Source organism: Blochmannia endosymbiont of Colobopsis nipponica (genome assembly GCF_014857065.1).
Classification (GTDB): domain Bacteria; phylum Pseudomonadota; class Gammaproteobacteria; order Enterobacterales; family Enterobacteriaceae; genus Blochmanniella.
In genome coordinates, this window is sequence record NZ_CP046533.1 from 1 (window position 1) to 17826 (window position 17826).

Sequence of the window (17826 nt, forward strand, 5' to 3'; positions counted from 1 at the left end):
TAGCCCGCATGGGACTTAAAGAAAAATTTTTCTTTAAGTCCCATGCGGGCTATGTTGTGAGATACGAAAATTTACTTACCTACCGTTTTGATTTCTTACATACCCAATAAACCTATATAATGCCCAAAAATTCCTAACACAAAAAATCCCATTATAATCCATAGAACTTTTATTTTCTTTCGCAATAGCCACATGGAACCAAAAGTTAATAATAAAGGAGCGATACCAGGCATTAACTGATCTAAAATAGATTGCACAGTTGTTGTAATAAGATGACCTTCATTGTCCGTAATACGAGCTAAAACATATGGAATATTAACATGAGTCCATTTGTTTACTAGCGCTCCCATAATAAATAATCCTAATATTGATGCTCCTTCTGTCAGTTTTTTTAGTAAATCATTACTCATATCAGTTACAATGCTAATTCCTTTTTGATAGCCATAAATAATGCCAAAATAACGAGTTCCTAATCGTATAATATTAAATGGAATAAAAAATAAAGATGGACCAAGCACACTGCCGCTAACAGCGACACTTGCTCCTAATGCAGCTAAAATTGGTCGAGTGGTTCCCCAGAAGATTGGATCGCCTACTCCTGCTAATGGTCCCATAAGGCCTACTTTTAAGCTGTTAATAGCAGCATCGCTTATCGGAACTCCATTAGCTTTTTTTTCTTCCATTGCCATAGTTATTCCTAATATAGGTGCTGCTACATAAGGGTGTGTATTAAAAAATTCTAGATGTCTTCGTATAGCTTGTTTCCGATCCTTATTATTTTCTGGATATAAACGAGTAATCACTGGGATCATAGCAAAACAAAATCCCAGAGCTTGCATACGTTCAAAGTTCCAAGATCCTTGAAAAAGATTAGAGCGAATAAAAACCGACCATATATCTTTGGTTGTTAATTTTTTTTTAATATCGATATTCCTGATTTGATTCATTATTGCTCCTGTAATTAGTCTAATTCATTATCAAAATTATTGTGTTGTTTGTTTGTCAAATTATTTACTGATTTTACATATATTCTATTATATTGTGGAGATAATTGTATGTAAAGAATAGCCATGACAACGCCAATAATACCTAGAGCTACTAAATTGAAATTGGTAAATGCTGTTATAACAAATCCTAAATAAAAGAAAGGCATCAGATGCCCAGTGCGCATCATGTTAATTATCATAGCATAGCCAACAACAACAATCATACCTCCAGCAATATTTAAGCCATTTGTAATCACTTCTGGTATTGATGTTAATATTTTATGTACTACTTCAGTTTTTACTGAAATAGCGATTATAATAGATGGTATTGCTATACGCATGGCTTGTAAGACAAGAGCAGCAATATGAATCCAATTTATTGCCGATAAATTACCATGTTTAGCTGCATCATCAGCAGCATGCTGAAAGCCTACTGTAATCGTTCGTACAATAATTGTTAAGACTTGCCCCGCTGCTGCTAAAGGAATAGCTAGAGCTATCCCTGCTCCAATATTTTGATTTCCAGCAATAACCAATGTGGTAGAAATGATTGAAGCAAGTGCGGTATCAGGTGCTACAGCTGCTCCAATGTTCATCCATCCAAGGGCAATTAATTCTAGTGTACCTCCTACAATAATGCCAGTTTTTAAGTCTCCAAGAATACAACCTATAAGAGAACAAGCGATTAAAGGTCTATGAAATTGAAACTCATCGAGGATAGAGCCCATGCCTATACATGATGAAGCAACAAATAATAAAATGGCTTGTAAAACGGTGATATCCATTTCATTTCTCCTGAAAGTTAGATTTATTCATTTTATTTATTAGATCCATTATTTTTAATGGAGGATCAGATACAACTTTACGTATTTCTAAATTAATACCATACTTATCAAGTTTTTTAAATGCTTCAATATCTTCTTCATTTACTGAAATCACATTATGAATTTGAATTTTTCCAGTATGAAAAGCCATGCCTCCGATGTTTACTGAAGTTATAGGTATTCCTCCTTCTATCAGACGTAATACGTCATTGGGATTATTAAGTAACAACATTACTTTTTCTTTATCATATCTTGGATTATTAAATACACGTATTGTTTTAGCTATATTTATTACATGAACGCTAATTCCGGGTGGTGCTACTTGAGTTAATAAAGTTGTACGTATTTTATCTTTTGCTATTTCATCGTTTACAACAATAATACGCGATACATTGGTTTCTTTTGTCCAACTGGTAACCACTTGACCATGTATTAATCGGTCATCGATACGAACTAAACTTATCAGCATATGATGGTTCTCGTTTTGTGAAACATTTTTAATATCTTTTATTTTATTAAAAGAAGAAATACCGGATATGTTATTTTTAGCAGATCTGATTGAATCACGACCTTTTGTTATTGCGATATTTATTAGTTCTTTAAAGATAATATTTTTATCATTTCTAGCCATAAAGGTTTCTATTAACATGGGAACATTTACACCACTAATAATATCATAGTTCTCTTTATCATTGATAAAATCATTAGCAACATTAAAAGGAGTTCCTCCCCAAATATCAACAAAAAATAATACACCTACTGTGATATTTAATTTAGATAAGCTTTGGGAAAATTTTTCCCTAAGTATTTTTGTGTTTTCTTCTGGTAAAAAATTAACCCAAGATGTGTTATCTTGGGTGCCTAAAATCATTTCAGTTGTTTTTAACAAAAATTCAGATGTTGATCCATGGGTGCTAACGATAATAGCAATACTCATTGAATATCTCCTTATTGGTATTGTTTCACCGATGTTTTTTAAATTTATCTGTTATTTAGCAATTACCGTTATATTTAAAAGTTCATGTATTTCTGGAATAACGACGCCTATTTAGTAGTTATTTCATCTTAAGGTATACTAACATGTTATCAGTATAAATAGCTAAAAATCGAAGCCCGAATAATAATGAATACACACCATTTACATCCATGATAATCAACTACTAACTTTTTTACAAGAATTATAAATGTATTTTTTTAAATTAACAGATTTTTGATATATTTTGGTTATTTTAGTCACATTGGTAATTTATATTTATTCAGTTATGTTTAATTTTACAATTAAGATTGCTTTCTTATTTGTTATATCTATTTGTAATCTATTAATGACAAAACTATTTTATAATTACTCTATCATTATGGAAATAAGATACACCAATTTATATCTCAATAGTTTATTAATATGTGGAGGTTAATACTATGGAAATATTTATGGATATTTCAGTGTGGATAGGGTTATTAACTCTAGTTATATTGGAAATTGTTCTAGGAGTAGATAATTTAGTTTTTATTGCTATTTTAGCTGATAGGCTTCCTTTGAAAAAACGTAATAGTGCATTGGTAATTGGTTTATTATTTGCTCTAATTATGCGTCTTACTTTACTTTCATTAATTTCTTGGTTAGCAACTTTTACTTTACCTTTGTTCAAATTAGTTTCATTTTCTTTTTCTATTAAAGATTTAATTTTATTGTTTGGTGGTATTTTTCTTTTATTTAAAGCAACAACTGAATTGCATGAAAGATTAGAAAATAAGTCCAATAATACTAATAAGAATCGCGGACATTCAAGCTTATGGATAGTAGTGGTACAAATTGTAGTTTTTGATGCTATTTTCTCTCTTGATGCAGTAATGACAGCTATAGGTATGGTAGACCATTTATCTATCATGATGTTAGCTGTAATTATTGCTACATCAATTATGTTAATAGCTTCAAGTACATTAATCATCTTTATTAAAAAACATAGAACAATCATGGTGCTTTGTTTAAGTTTTTTGTTAATGATAGGTTTAAGTTTAATTGCTGAAGGTATTGGTTTTTACATTCCAAAAAGTTATCTGTATGCTGCTATTGGATTTTCAATTTTAATCGAATCATTTAATCAAATATCATATTTTAATCTTATCAAAAATCAATCTGCTAAGCCTATGCGTGAACGTACTGCTGAAATTATTATGCGATTGATGGGTGGAAAATCTCATTCAAATTCTGATGGTGTAATAGAGTCAGTTGTTCCTTCATCCATAAATCATTTTGCAGAAGAGGAACGTCATATGATCACAGGTGTTTTATCGTTGGCCTCTCGTACTTTGCGTAGTATCATGACTCCTCGTAATAAAATTACTTGGTTGAATTGTCAATCTTCTATAGAGGAATTACGTTTAATTTTAATGGATACTCCACATAATATGTTTCCTGTATGTAATGGTGAGCTAGATCAATTAATAGGTATAGTACGCGCCAAAGATTTGATACATGCGATAGATAGTGGTGAACAAATTAAATCTTATGCTTCAAAAAATTCAGCTGTTGTAGTTCCAGATGCTTTGGATGTTTTAAAGTTACTTAAAGAATTACGTCGTGCTAAAGGGAGCATGGTAATGATTTCTAATGAGTTTGGCGTTATTCAAGGATTAGTAACTCCTTTAGATGTACTTGAAGCTATAGCTGGTGAATTTCCTGATGAAGATGAGACTCCAGAAATTGAAGTAGTAAAAGGTGGGTGGATTTCAAAAGGAAGTACAGATTTACATGCTTTGCAACAAGCATTAAATACTCAAAATTTAGTGCGTGAATGGGATGATGTTGCTTCTTTGGCTGGTTTGTTATTATCTCAGTGTGATCATATTCCCACAGAAGGTGATGTGCTAATTATTAATGAATGGCAGTTTACAATCCTAAAAATGGTCGAATATCGTATAGAATTAGTTTCTATTAAACGTATTATATTAGATAAATGATGTGGATTAGTAATTTAAATTGTACCATATGGTAATATACGATTTTTAGTGTTTATTCAATTATGATTTTGATGAAAGATATTTTATTGTAACTACTAGTGAATTAATTCAATGTTATAGTATCTCCTGTTATTTTAGAATAAATCAATTTTTTAAATATGGTATTATCGTAGAGATTTTATCTATCATTTCTTGATACTCTGAGTCTTCATTACTATTTATAGTAATAGCAGACCCTGCTGAACAAAATAGATGTTGTTGGTCAGCAATTATAGTTCGGATTATAATATTAGAATCCATGTTTCCACAGCAACTTAAGTAAGCTATACTTCCACACCAAGCATTACGGCGTTGGGGTTCTAACATTTCAATAATTTCCATTGCGCGTATTTTTGGCGCACCTGTTACTGATCCACCTGGGAAACATGATTTGAATATATCAATAACAGATCGATTATCAGATAAAGTTCCTGTAATTGTGCTTACCATGTGATGTACTGCGGGAAAGCTTTCAATACTAAATAGTTTTGGCACTTTTATACTTCCAGGTACAGCAATACGTCCTATATCACTACGTAGTAAATCGACAATCATTAAATTTTCTGATTTATTTTTATTTGATTTCATTAATTTTGTTAACTGTTGTTGATCTATAAAATTATTTACATTTCTAGAAATAGTCCCTTTGATTGGTTTAGTTTGTATGTTTTTATTTCTTAAGCTTATAAAACGTTCTGGAGAAAAACACATTATAGCTTGCTTTTTTAATCTTATAAAAGCTGAAAAAGGTGAACTATTGTAGTGTAATAAGTAATGGAAAGCTGCCCATTCATCTCCTATATATGGTGCACAAAAACGTTGCGCTAAACAAACTTGATAGCAATCTCCATTCTGTAAAAAATTTTGTATTGTTTGAAATTTTTTTTTGTATTCCATGCGATTCATGTTTGTACGCCATGTTTTTTGTAAGCGGAATGATCGGTTTTTTTTAATTGATTGATAATTATTTATCCAAGATAAAATATTTGTAGGATCATCATGACTGATTAATGTTATTTTACATAAATGATGATCAGCTATAATTGTCCATCGATATAATCCAATTGCCAGATCTGGCAATTGGATTTCTTGTTTGGCTTTTACTGGAATTTTTTCAAGATATCTAACTAAATCATATCCGAATATACCTAAAAATCCTCCTTGAAATGGTAATTCAGTATTTGTTTGCATTTTTTTTAAATTAGCGCAATTTATTTGTTCTTGTAGTAATTTAAATGGATTTATATTGCTAGTTTTATATTGTTTTTGATTTTTAATTGTAGTTATTCCATCTTTGGTAATTAAGGTTATTTTAGGTGCAGTAACTAATATATCAAAACGACCATCTGGATGATTGCTATATCCAGAATGAAGTAACATAGACCAAGGTTTATGTGATATTGATGCAAAAAGATCAAAAACAAAATTCAATCGATATGGTATTTTTATAAAAAAAGGATACATTATGATGATTATCTTTAAATTCAAGAAAGGTATTAAATACTTCTTGTTTGTTATATTTTAAAAATCTAAAATTTATTTAAATAAATACTTCAGAAATTCTAGATTTTGATTTAGTTTTGATTTGGACATTATTTTAAATCACTAAAAATGTGATCATTAAACAACATAAATCATAACTATGTTAATTTTTCAATTTCTTGATTTATTTAGTGAATCTTATCGAAATTAGAATAATTGTTGTTGCGTTTTATGTCAATTATTTATAAATTTATTTAAATCTTTATTATTTTAAATTTATATGTCTTTGATTATATTAGCGATCAGTACTGCAACTGAAATATGCTCTATAGCATTGATGATTAATCATGTTATTTTGGATAATACTGTGGTTACATCGCATAAACATGCTAAAAAAATTTTGATGATGATTGATAATTTATTAATTGATTCAGGTATTTCCCTGAGTAATATTGATGTTTTAGTATATTCTCATGGGCCGGGTAGTTTTGTTGGTTTACGTATTGGGATAGGAGTTGCTCAAGGATTAGCGTTAGGCGCTAATTTACCATTAATAGGGGTTTCTACTTTGGAAACATTAGCACAAGGAGCTTGGAGGGAGGTTGGAGCTCGAGATGTGTTGGTTTCCCTTAATGCCTATATGAATGCGTTTTATTTCTCTTATTATCGACGTCAAAATAATGGTAAATGGTTAGGTCATGATACTGAACGGATAGTTTCTTCCGTGGAATTAGCCGATTTTTTTATTAAATTAGTCAAAAGGTTTTATATCCTTGTAGGAAATGGATGGCAAAAAAACTTGATGTTATTTAATAAAAATGATTTTTGTATGTATGTGAATCGAGTTTTACATCCTTTAGCATGTGACATGATACCACTTGCTTTACAGAAATGGTATGATGGTTCAATTATTGCGCCTGATCAAGTAAAACCAATTTATTTAATAGATAAATTAGTATAGTTAATTTGTGTGTTGATTTAAAATTTTGATGTATGTTGCTATTGTTTATTTTGTAATTTGATAATATTGAATAATATTTTGTTATATCTGATGTGGTTTTGATATTTATTTTGAAACAAAGATTATTTTTAAAATGTAAGATAATACATCATACTCAGTTTTATTTTTTTGTTTTTTAGATTTTAATTTAGATTTTGATTCGTTATTTTGGTAATTATTATTTTTAATTCTGATAGTTCAGGGTTTTTTTCTGTTGGTCTTAATTGTATCGAAATAATTTTTAGATTATCTTGAATATGACTACGTATTATTTTAGTTAGATCGTTTTTGAACTGAGATGAGTAATAACATATTTTACTGTGATCTTTTTTTTTCTTTATATTGAAAATAATTTGTAGTCTTTTTTTTGCGATGTTTGCTGATTTTTTTTTACGATAAATGAAAAAATTGAATAAGGTCATTTCATCTACTCCAGAGGCGTCTGATGAAGTTTTTTTTATTTTCTTTAATAAAGCGTAAAGGACAAGATTCGCCTAGCAGTCGATTAACCATATCTGAATATGCTTGTCCAGCGTTAGAATTTTCGTTTAGAATAATTGGTATTCCTTGATTAGATGCTCTTAATACTAATTGGTCTTCAGGTATTACTCCTATTAAAGGAATTTGTAAAATATCAATAACATCTTTTACGCTAAGCATATCCCCGCAACTAACTCTTTTTGGGTTGTAACGAGTTAGTAATAGGTGTTCTTTAATCATCTCCGTACCATCTTCGGCACGTTTTGATTTAGAGGATAAAATACCAAGTATCCGATCCGAATCATGTACGGAAGATATTTCAGGATTAGTGGTAATAATAGCCTCATCAGCAAAATATAATGCCATTAATGCTCCTGTCTCTATACCTGCTGGTGAATCACATATTATGAATTCGAAGTTCATATCATTTAGATCACTGAATACTTTTTCTACTCCACGATATGTTAATGCATGTTTATCCCGTGTTTGTGATGCTGGTAAAATGTAAAGATGATCGGTGTATTTGTCTTTAATTAAAGCTTGATGTAATTTAGCATCATTTTGTATTACGTTTATAAAATCGTATACTACTCGTCGTTCACATCCCATAATTAAATCTAAATTACGTAATCCTATATCAAAATCGATGACTACAGTTTTTTTTCTTTTACGAGCCAAGCCAATAGCAATAGCAGCACTTGATGTAGTTTTTCCAACTCCTCCTTTCCCTGAAGTAATAACGATTATACGCGACATAGATAGAATTCCTTGTTTTTTGAAAATTTAAAATAAATCTTGAATAATGATTATATTATTTTTTAAATGTATTTTTACAGATTTAGCAAAAAAATTTGTTGGTATTTGTTCGCTCAGTAAATATTTCCCGCTAATAGATATTACTTCTGGAGAAAAGTAAGTACAAAAAATTTGGCTTGTTTTATCACCTGATGCTCCAGCTATTGCACGGCCTTTCATAGCTCCATATATATGGATATTTCCATCTGCAATAATTTCAGCTCCAGGATTTACATTATTCATGATTATTAAATCGCCATTGTGAGCATATATTTGTTGCCCTGATCTTATTGGTTTATTTATTAATTTTGTTTTATTTACGATATTTTTTTCCTTTGTTAATACTTTTTCTTGCGTATAATTTTTATCTATTATTGTTTCTTTAAGGATAGGTAATCCACTTTTGATGATCATTTTTTTTAATGTATTATTTTTACAACAACACGTACCTATGATATATAATCCAGAGTTTAATATTGTTTTATATAATTTAGGCCAGTTAGTCGGATAGGCGATATTTTCAACATTTATAACAACAGGTGTATTTTTAAAAAAGGTAGAAGCATATTGAATCTTTTCTTTTATTTTTTTGAATATGTTTTCTGATCTAATATCTTCAATATGGATAATGAATAAATTGAAGTGACCTTTTTTAAATTGTATAGACATTTAATTTTTATTATTGATAATTTTTAACTTTGTGTTTATGCATAATGATTAAGAATTATTTCATAAGGTTTTATTTTTTTAATATATCCTGAAGTATTGAAGGATTATCCTAATGATAATGTATCAAATCAATAATGTTATTAAAAATCATCATGGTATATTAAATATTTGCATTATATTTGACATATAGATGAATTTTATATAAATTTTTATATTCTGAAATATGTTTTGATTATGATTGAGTTAATAAACTATGTTTTCATAGTAATGATTTGTTTTAGTATTTTGTATATATGTCCTAGTGATAATATATTTCTATATATTTATAAAATTTTTCTGTTTTAATATTAGCATGGTTTATTAATCAATTTTTTTATTTTATTTAGTGAAGGTAAACATTAATTTTCATTGTTTATTATGTTAGTCTTTATGATGTTTTGTTAGTTTTAAATAATTAGAAATAAATAAAATTTATTATATAATAATAATTCAGTTACCACAAATTGAGGCATTGTGGTGATTGTTTAAAATGCTAGATACTATTTATATACTTAAATAGTCCGTAACAAGTTTAAATTAAAACGTTTTGAATGGTTTTAAGAATTGTGATATCAAAACAAAAACTGATATGATTAAATATATTCCAAAAATTATAACCATCCATTGTGACATTTCTAATGATAGAAAAAACCATTGATATTCTGTACAATCTCCGATTGCATCAAAAATCTGAGGTAGCCATTTATCTAAAGGTAACCAAGATGGAAAATTAACAAAAAAATCACACGTTACAAAAGGAGAAGGATTCAATTGTAAATTTATATGTTTTTTTGCTAAAAGCAAACCTTGACTTGCACTATATAACCAAACAAAAATTCCAGTGAATCTCAACAATGTTTTTTTTGGCGCAATAGTTCCAATTAAACCCGCTAATATAATACCACATAAAGTACAACGTTGATATATACATAATGCGCATGGTTTGAATAGCATAATATGTTGGAAATATAATGCTATGATTTCTAATATGCATGCGGTACTTGATAATAAAAACCATGCTTTTCGAGTTTTAGAATAAATATTAAAAAAATACAACATATAATATCCAATAAAATATTTTAAAAATTTTATATAAACAAACATCTTCATGGTTGTTGTAGCTTAATATTTTTATTTTAATTTAATAATAATTTAAAGTACTGACATATAGAAATTATGTTTACTGTACTTGCAATAAGTGTTTCTCAGAATCTTATCTATATTAATTTTTGAATATTTTATAAATTAATATTATAGCTAGTTTATTGATAAATTATAATGTACGTTATGTTTTGTTTTTTTTAACAATGATTTTTGTATATTGTTTGGATTATATTATAACAAATATTATTCAAGTAAAATTTTGAAATTATGAAATTGCACATTAGATATGCAAAAACAAAATCATCTATTTGTGATATATGTTATTAAATCCAGTACTTTATTTGAATAACCAGTTTCATTGTCATACCATGATATTAATTTAACAAAATTTTTGTTCAAAATGATGCTAGATTTGGAATCAAAAATGGATGTTAATTTGTTACCATTAAAATCACTTGATACTACTTCTTCGTCAGAATATCCCATTATATTTTTCATCTCATTTTCTGTTGCGTTTTTTATTGCATCACATATTTCTTTATAAGAAGATGTTTTTTTAATACGTGTAGTTAGGTCAACAACTGAAACGTTTGGAGTTGGTATACGGAAGGAAATTCCGGTTAATTTACCGTTTAGTTCCGTTATTATTTTACCTACAGCTTGAGCTGCTCCAGTAGAGGTTGGAATTATATTTTGATACGCTCCTCGTCCGCTTCGCCAATCTTTATGTACTGGGCTATCTACAGTTTTTTGCGTAGCAGTAACAGCATGTACTGTAGTCATTAATCCTTCAACAATGCCAAAATTATCATTGATTACTTTTGCTAATGGAGCTAAGCAGTTGGTAGTACATGAAGCATTAGATATAATGTTTTGTCCGTTATATTTATGGTGATTGACTCCCATGACGAACATTGGAGTATCATCTTTAGCAGGTCCAGTCATAACAACTTTATTAGCACCAGCAATTATATGTTTATAAGAACATTCAGTAGTTAGAAATCTACCGGTAGATTCAATAACCACATCTACTTTATGTTTTTCCCATAAAATGTCAGCAGGATTTTTTTCTGTTGTATAATTTATATTTTTTTCATTTATTATTAAATAATTGTCTTTTACTTCTATTACACCATTAAATAGACCATGAGTTGAATCATATTTAAGTAAATAAGCTATATGATCTATAGATAACAGATCGTTAATAGCAACTACTTCAATATTAGATCGTTCTTGTGCCGCACGAAAAACCATACGACCAATTCTTCCAAAACCGTTAATACCTATTTTAGTAATCATGAGAACTCCTGAATAACTTTATTATGTTAAAATTTAGGATATGGTTGTAAAATCTTTTGGTATAGATACATGTATAATTAAATTATAATGAAGTTTTATTTTTTATAAATTATACGTATGAAATAAATGTTCTACTATTTAATTTCTTTTTTTAGTTCTACCTAGCAGTGTATATTAACATTTTTTTACTAAAATTCATAGGCCTGTAAATTTTGGGATCTTATATTTGATAAGAAGAAAAACAAATTGTATAATTATCGTACGGATTGTTTTTTCTTATTTCTGAATCGTAATTAGTAAATGGAAATAAGAAATTTGTCTGGTTTGCATTTATTGAATAAAGAAATTTTAAAAAATTAAATATTTTTCTACTTAAAGATCCATCTACTTGTGCTAACATTATATCGAATAGATTGGATTCTTCTAAATACCAAGTTAATTTATATTCTTTTATGTTAGCTAATTCAGCTGCTTTAATTACAGCATCATCAAAATCACCTAAATTATCTACCAAACCTTTTTCAATTGCATCAGTACCGATCCAAACTCGGCCTTGAGCAATTTGATCTATTTCTTGTGGGGATTTATGTCGAAATTTTGCTACAGTATCAATGAAATTTTCATAACTTTTATTTATGCAAAGTTGCACCATTTTTATATATTCATGAGGTAGTTTTCTGCTTATGGATACATCAGCTAATGGTGAGGTAAATATTCCATCAGTATGTATTCCAGCATCATCAAGTAAGTTTTCAAATGTGCTAATAATACCGAATGTACCAATAGATCCAGTTAGAGTACTGCTGCTAGCGATGATTGCATTTGCTGGTGTGGATATCCAATATCCTCCTGACGCCGCTATACCTCCCATAGATACTATTATTGGCTTGCCTGATTTCTTTGCGAGTAATAATTCTTCACTAATTAATTCAGCTGCATGAACACTACCTCCAGGACTATTTATACGGAAAATAATAGCTTTTATTTCGTTGTTTAATCTTGCGTCACGAATTTTGTTTATGATATTGTCGCTATTTACTGTTCCTGCTAAATTAGATTCGTCTATTATAGTACCGTTTGCAAATATCACTGCAATTTTATCTTTTTTCTGTTGCGGAGAAGGAATCTGATAATCATAGATACTTACATTATTAAATGAATTATTTTTTTTATCAAAACCAAAATTTTTGATCATTGTTTTTTCGATAACTTCATTAGATGCTATTTCATCGATTAGTTTATTCTTTAATGCATACAATGCAGTATCACCATGCATATTTTGTAGTTGGCTTAATATTATTTTAATATTTGGAAATAATTGTTGTTTTGTAATTTTTCTATTATCAGCAACAATTGTAAGATAATTTTGCCATAATTTTTCTACCCAGCACGTTTCTGCAAATCTTGCCTCATCAGACATATTGTTTCGTAGAAAAGGCTCCACCGCTGACTTATATGTTCCAACTCGAAAAATATGAATATTTATTTTAAGTTTATCAAGTAATTCTTTATAGTAAAATTTGTTGGTAGAAATACCATGCAAATCAACTGCTCCATGAGGGGAAAGATAGATCTTGTTAGCGTAGCTTGCAAGAAAATATTGTGATTGAGTGTAGTGATCGCCAATAGCATAAATTGGTTTACCATGATTACGAAATTCATGTAAAACTTTCCCGATATATTGTAAAGATGCTTGATCTGTTCCTCTGAAATTTTTTAGAGATAAAATTAAACCAGTAATATTTGGGTCATTTTTAGCATGACGTATGGCGATAATTAAATCGAATAATGAATTTTCTTGTATTTTATTTTTAGGTATGCCTATTAATTCACGACCAATCTGGTTGAATTTGTTATTAACTGTTACTTTATCTACAATTATTCCTGTTAAGTCTATGATTAAAGCGCCACTTTTTGTTGTGTGTTTTATAGTAGACTGACGCATACACAAGTAAATACTTATTGTTGTTATAATAATTAATAAAAAAATTAGATTCATGATTAATTCGCGAATAAATGTTAGTATACACCAACTTTGTGAGCATAAATTATAAATAATTTTCCATATCTTTTTCATGTTTTTCCAAAAAGTTAGACATAGAGCCATCAAAATGAATACATGTATTTTGAATAAGGTATAAATGATAATTTGTTATACAGGACTTATTTTATCATTTTCTTATGTAAATATATAATAAATTTAGCCAGGTAAATTCGATTATTGTAAGCTTATACGCAAATATCTGCTGAAGATTAAAGATATTCAAATGATTTACCTAAAATTTTATCATTATTTTATAATTTGAAGTCCTGTTTATAAAAAGAAATCTGCCCATATGGGAGCATGATCTGAAGATTTTTCCATAGCTCTAATTTCGTAATTAATGCCGGTATCTTTGGTGAAAGATATTAAGGGATGCGAAGCTAATAATAGATCAATACGCAATCCTTTATTTTTATTGAATCCGCGTGATCTGTAATCAAACCATGAATAACGATCGTTTATTTGTGGGTACATATAACGATATACATCAGTTAATCCAAAACTTAATAAATTATTTATCCACTCTCTTTCTTCTGGTAAAAATGAACACTTCCCCGTTATTAACCACTTATTATAATTTTTTTTTCCAATACCAATATCTAAATTACATGGACTTATATTCATATCTCCCACTATTAATAATAATGAATTTTTGTTATAATGATATTTTATATATTCCATCATGTTTTTGTAAAATTGTTGTTTTTCTGTAAATTTGATCAAGTTGTTACGATTTTCCCCTTGAGGAAAATATCCATTAATTACAGTTAATAAACCACTAGGAGTTGAAAAGTTTGCCTTAATAGTACGTTTTTGATTATGACTATGTATAATCCCTTGTTGTATAGATATTGGCTTTTGTTGAGATAGTAAAGCCACGCCATAATGATTCTTTTGTCCATATTGATATGTCTGATATCCATAGCGTCTAATCTTCAGAATAGGGAATATATCATCTTGAATTTTGGTTTCTTGTAAAGCTATAATATTTGGTTGTAATCGGGTTATTATTTCTTCAAGTTGATGAAAGTGAGCTCGTAATCCGTTTATATTAAAAGAAACAATTCGCATATTGATATTTTAGTAATTAATATTCTATCTTAGGCTAAGATATACCTAAATTAAGATATAATCCACTATTATTATTGTAATTATATTTAGATAATGTGTGTATTAGATTTTATGGTATCTGAAGTTTATTTGATTTATTAATTTATTTTTATTTTATATTTATTGATTTTAATATATGGTGTGGTTTTGGAAGATTTAATAAACACTTTAGTTCTTTGATATGGTTTTAATGTCTTAAGATAAATTAGACTTCAATTATATTGGTCAATTTTTTATTTTTAACATTGATATAATATTGTTTATGTTTAATTTTTCTAATATTTATGTTTGTAAAAACAAGAAAATTGTTATTTTAGTCATGATGTTAGGATTATAGGTATCTTGAATAAATTTCTTGTTAATTCAATCGGTGATTGTTTATTTTTTTTGTTCATAATTTGTTTTCCTTATATAAATATGTTAAATTACTCGCTTATTTTTTTACAAGATTCCATTTAAAATTATTTCTTAATTAGAAAAGTTATTTCAATTATATAAATGCTAGTTCATGTAATCTTTACTTAATTTAAGTATATTTATATTTGCTAAATTTGTTATTTTTACAGGTATTAAATAATATATCGTTTGAAGATTAAGGTGATGTTTTGATTGTTTTTCTTTATCGTCTGATAATCCTTTTTAATTATTTTATTAGATATAATTATTCATGATTTTATCGTGATTATCACATTGTTAATTTTTTAGTGTATTGAGATGTTTTTTAGAAACTGATTGTGATTATTTTTTATGAAATGAATAAAAGGCGTTTTAGATTATGATAAAACGATATAGTAGTTTGTTTGTTCAAGGGAATGCATTCAAATCCTTGATCTATCGAATGGTATTTCCAGATAACTTAAGTAATAAAACTAATTATTTTGAAGAAGTCTCATTTAATCTATTTAGTAATAGGTTATTTTGTTTTAGTTTACATTTTAATGTATTTGCATTTTTCTTTAAGATTTATAAAAAATCTTATTTTGTATTGATAACTGAACGAATCTTAAGAATGTATTATTTAAAAAATTTAAATTATGATTATAGTAGTATATTGTATTTAATTTAAATATTTTTTGGTTACGATTTGCATTATAATAAATATGTTAAAGGTTTTGACATTTTGATTGCATGTGTTTTCTATGATAATTTTAATTGATTCGATATTTTAACGTTTTTGTATGTTGATTTATGTATAGATTTTTATAATAGGCTTACTTCGCTAATCTCGTAAAGTATACTAACAATTTAAGTTTGTTTACGTATAATAATTGATTATATAGTGAATATATTTATTAAATTTTATGCGAGAATACTTTATATAAAATGAATTGTGAATTTAAATAGATTAACGAAAGCATTAAGCCTATTGTAAAATAAATAGGCTTAATGCTTATTTTAGTCTTGATTTTATAATAAGAAATCTTCTAATTTTTTTTCTCCTTTGTCTATTGCTTTTTTTATTGTTTTTGGCGTCCGTCCTTGTCCTGTCCAAGTTTTAATTTCTCCATTTTCATTAATGTATTTATATTTAGCTGGTCTTATTGCTCTTTTAATTTTGTTTGAGAGTTTTATTGTATTCATAGATTGTAGTAGTTCGTTAGGATCGATACCATCTGCAATTAACATTTCTCGATATTGTTGTAATTTACGAGAATGTTCTTTAATTTCTTCTTGTATTTGACTATCTTCTTCTCTTCGTTCATTAACTACTGCTTCTAATTTTTCTAACATTTCTTCTAGAGTTTCAAGAGTACATTCTCTAGCTTGTGCTCGCAAAGTGCGTATATTATTAAGAATTTTTAGGGCTTCACTCATTGATTTAATCTCTAATATTATTATATATAAAACAATTATTCAACAAGGATAGAGTGCTGTTTTATTTTCTGCAATACCTGAAAGAATATTATATTAAAATATTATTTTAAATTTAATATAATATATAATTTATATTAAAATAAATATTCTGAAATTTTATTCAAGTTGAGATACTTTAGTTTCTATAAGATATTTTTGTGTTAAAGTGTTTATTTTATAAAAGAATAATATTTGATGGCAATAAGATTACTAAATTTATTAAAATACATTAAAATATTTTGAGGTATTAATTGTAAGTTAATTAATTAATTTCTTGAGGATTTATGCTTAATTGTGTATTAATTATTTATATTTCAATTTGGAATAAAATATAATAGGATGTTGAATAGTTATTGGTTGTAATTTATATATTAAATGCTGGTTGTTATATTTATTAAATTATGAATATAAATTTTTAATTGTGGTGTGTTTATTTTTTTTGAGTAGTTATCATATAAATAAACGTTAATATGATAATTTTGTATGGTATGGCTAAGTTATATTTTTATTATTCCGCTATGAATGCGGGTAAGACTACAGCTTTGTTACAGTCTGCTTATAATTATCAAGAAAAAGGTATGCATGCATTAGTATATACTGCTTCAATGGATGATAGGTTTTCCCGTGGTCAAATATGGTCGAGAATAGGTATATCCGCTCCTGCTAAAATTTTTAATCGTCATACTAACTTATTCACTTCTGTAATGAATATACATCATAAAAAGATGGTACATTGTATTTTAATTGATGAATGTCATTTTCTCCATCGTAAACAGGTCATGGAATTGACTGAAATAGTTGATATATTGAATATACCAGTATTATGTTATGGATTACGAACAGATTTTCGTGCTAAATTGTTTTCTGGTAGTTTATGGTTATTGGCTTGGGCAGATAAATTAATTGAATTAAAAACTATATGTCATTGTGGACATCAAGCTAATAGAGTTCTTCGTATTGATAATTTAGGTAATGTGATATTTGATGGAAAGCAAATATTGATTGGTGGTAATGATTGTTATGTTTCAGTATGTCGTAAACATTTTATGGAAAAATTAAAGAAGTAATATATTTTGTACTTAAATGTGTTAATACATTAACATATTTAAGTATTTTAAAATAATTTATATCGGGCAGTTTAAG

14 protein-coding genes are annotated in these 17826 nt (G+C 27.6%); 3 read left to right on the forward strand and 11 right to left on the reverse strand.

Translation table 11 applies throughout. The features are described from left to right. Positions 1-95: 95 nt before the first annotated feature. Genes GN160_RS00005 through manX form a run of 3 tightly spaced genes read right to left on the reverse strand, consistent with a single transcriptional unit; the run spans position 96 to position 2747 of the window. Positions 96-947 (reverse strand): PTS mannose transporter subunit IID, encoded by an 852-nt coding sequence (locus GN160_RS00005; protein ID WP_192380331.1) that lies wholly within the window; start codon positions 945-947, stop codon positions 96-98. A gap of 14 nt (positions 948-961) precedes the next feature. Next, positions 962-1771 carry a PTS mannose/fructose/sorbose transporter subunit IIC gene (locus GN160_RS00010; protein WP_192380332.1) on the reverse strand — a complete coding sequence of 270 codons (810 nt, stop codon included), beginning with the start codon at positions 1769-1771 and terminating at the stop codon, positions 962-964. Position 1772: 1 nt separating this feature from the next. Next, on the reverse strand, positions 1773-2747 hold the full coding sequence (manX, locus tag GN160_RS00015; protein WP_192380334.1) for a PTS mannose transporter subunit IIAB: 975 nt from the start codon (positions 2745-2747) through the stop codon (positions 1773-1775). Between the two features lie 479 nt (positions 2748-3226). Here manX and GN160_RS00020 point away from each other — a divergent pair, with 479 nt between their 5' ends. Then, entirely contained in the window at positions 3227-4768 is a 1542-nt protein-coding gene (locus GN160_RS00020) for a TerC family protein (protein WP_192380336.1), read from the forward strand. 144 nt (positions 4769-4912) lie between these two features. Here GN160_RS00020 and pabB read toward each other — a convergent pair whose 3' ends face one another. Continuing rightward, the gene (gene pabB / locus GN160_RS00025; protein WP_192380338.1) at positions 4913-6271 is read right to left on the reverse strand and encodes an aminodeoxychorismate synthase component I; all 1359 of its coding nucleotides are present in this window, start codon (positions 6269-6271) and stop codon (positions 4913-4915) included. Between the two features lie 298 nt (positions 6272-6569). Here pabB and tsaB point away from each other — a divergent pair, with 298 nt between their 5' ends. Next, complete coding sequence (gene tsaB / locus GN160_RS00030) at positions 6570-7250, forward strand: tRNA (adenosine(37)-N6)-threonylcarbamoyltransferase complex dimerization subunit type 1 TsaB (protein WP_192380340.1); 681 nt, start codon at positions 6570-6572, stop codon at positions 7248-7250. A 462-nt stretch (positions 7251-7712) separates the two neighbouring features. On the opposite strand, the gene minD is transcribed toward tsaB, so the two are convergent. The 7 genes from minD to hns all read right to left on the reverse strand — a co-directional run bounded on the left by minD (position 7713) and on the right by hns (position 16644). Continuing rightward, positions 7713-8525: a septum site-determining protein MinD gene (minD, locus tag GN160_RS00040; RefSeq protein ID WP_192380344.1), complete on the reverse strand. Its 813-nt coding sequence runs from the start codon at positions 8523-8525 to the stop codon at positions 7713-7715. A gap of 27 nt (positions 8526-8552) precedes the next feature. Further along, complete coding sequence (gene minC, locus GN160_RS00045; protein ID WP_192380346.1) at positions 8553-9233, reverse strand: septum site-determining protein MinC; 681 nt, start codon at positions 9231-9233, stop codon at positions 8553-8555. 576 nt (positions 9234-9809) lie between these two features. Further along, entirely contained in the window at positions 9810-10331 is a 522-nt protein-coding gene (gene dsbB / locus GN160_RS00050) for a disulfide bond formation protein DsbB (protein WP_192380348.1), read from the reverse strand. Positions 10332-10676: 345 nt separating this feature from the next. Beyond that, positions 10677-11675 carry a type I glyceraldehyde-3-phosphate dehydrogenase gene (gene gap, locus GN160_RS00055; RefSeq protein ID WP_192380349.1) on the reverse strand — a complete coding sequence of 333 codons (999 nt, stop codon included), beginning with the start codon at positions 11673-11675 and terminating at the stop codon, positions 10677-10679. Between the two features lie 220 nt (positions 11676-11895). Further along, positions 11896-13752: a signal peptide peptidase SppA gene (gene sppA / locus GN160_RS00060; protein ID WP_192380351.1), complete on the reverse strand. Its 1857-nt coding sequence runs from the start codon at positions 13750-13752 to the stop codon at positions 11896-11898. Between the two features lie 237 nt (positions 13753-13989). Next, positions 13990-14790 carry an exodeoxyribonuclease III gene (xthA, locus tag GN160_RS00065; protein ID WP_192380352.1) on the reverse strand — a complete coding sequence of 267 codons (801 nt, stop codon included), beginning with the start codon at positions 14788-14790 and terminating at the stop codon, positions 13990-13992. 1446 nt (positions 14791-16236) lie between these two features. Next, positions 16237-16644 (reverse strand): histone-like nucleoid-structuring protein H-NS, encoded by a 408-nt coding sequence (gene hns, locus GN160_RS00070; protein ID WP_192380354.1) that lies wholly within the window; start codon positions 16642-16644, stop codon positions 16237-16239. Between the two features lie 527 nt (positions 16645-17171). Here hns and GN160_RS00075 point away from each other — a divergent pair. After that, positions 17172-17750: a thymidine kinase gene (locus tag GN160_RS00075; protein WP_192380356.1), complete on the forward strand. Its 579-nt coding sequence runs from the start codon at positions 17172-17174 to the stop codon at positions 17748-17750. Positions 17751-17826 lie beyond the last annotated feature (76 nt).

Bases quoted from the DNA above. Each gene is read 5' to 3' on its own strand.
- GN160_RS00010 (WP_192380332.1), bottom strand. From the start codon at position 1,771: ATGGATATCACCGTTTTACAAGCCATTTTATTATTTGTTGCTTCATCA.
- minC (WP_192380346.1), bottom strand. From the start codon at position 9,233: ATGTCTATACAATTTAAAAAAGGTCACTTCAATTTATTCATTATCCAT.
- pabB (WP_192380338.1), bottom strand. From the start codon at position 6,271: ATGTATCCTTTTTTTATAAAAATACCATATCGATTGAATTTTGTTTTT.
- xthA (WP_192380352.1), bottom strand. From the start codon at position 14,790: ATGCGAATTGTTTCTTTTAATATAAACGGATTACGAGCTCACTTTCAT.
- manX (WP_192380334.1), bottom strand. From the start codon at position 2,747: ATGAGTATTGCTATTATCGTTAGCACCCATGGATCAACATCTGAATTT.
- GN160_RS00005 (WP_192380331.1), bottom strand. From the start codon at position 947: ATGAATCAAATCAGGAATATCGATATTAAAAAAAAATTAACAACCAAA.
- GN160_RS00075 (WP_192380356.1), top strand. From the start codon at position 17,172: ATGGCTAAGTTATATTTTTATTATTCCGCTATGAATGCGGGTAAGACT.
- tsaB (WP_192380340.1), top strand. From the start codon at position 6,570: ATGTCTTTGATTATATTAGCGATCAGTACTGCAACTGAAATATGCTCT.
- gap (WP_192380349.1), bottom strand. From the start codon at position 11,675: ATGATTACTAAAATAGGTATTAACGGTTTTGGAAGAATTGGTCGTATG.
- GN160_RS00020 (WP_192380336.1), top strand. From the start codon at position 3,227: ATGGAAATATTTATGGATATTTCAGTGTGGATAGGGTTATTAACTCTA.
- hns (WP_192380354.1), bottom strand. From the start codon at position 16,644: ATGAGTGAAGCCCTAAAAATTCTTAATAATATACGCACTTTGCGAGCA.
- sppA (WP_192380351.1), bottom strand. From the start codon at position 13,752: ATGAAAAAGATATGGAAAATTATTTATAATTTATGCTCACAAAGTTGG.
- minD (WP_192380344.1), bottom strand. From the start codon at position 8,525: ATGTCGCGTATAATCGTTATTACTTCAGGGAAAGGAGGAGTTGGAAAA.
- dsbB (WP_192380348.1), bottom strand. From the start codon at position 10,331: ATGTTGTATTTTTTTAATATTTATTCTAAAACTCGAAAAGCATGGTTT.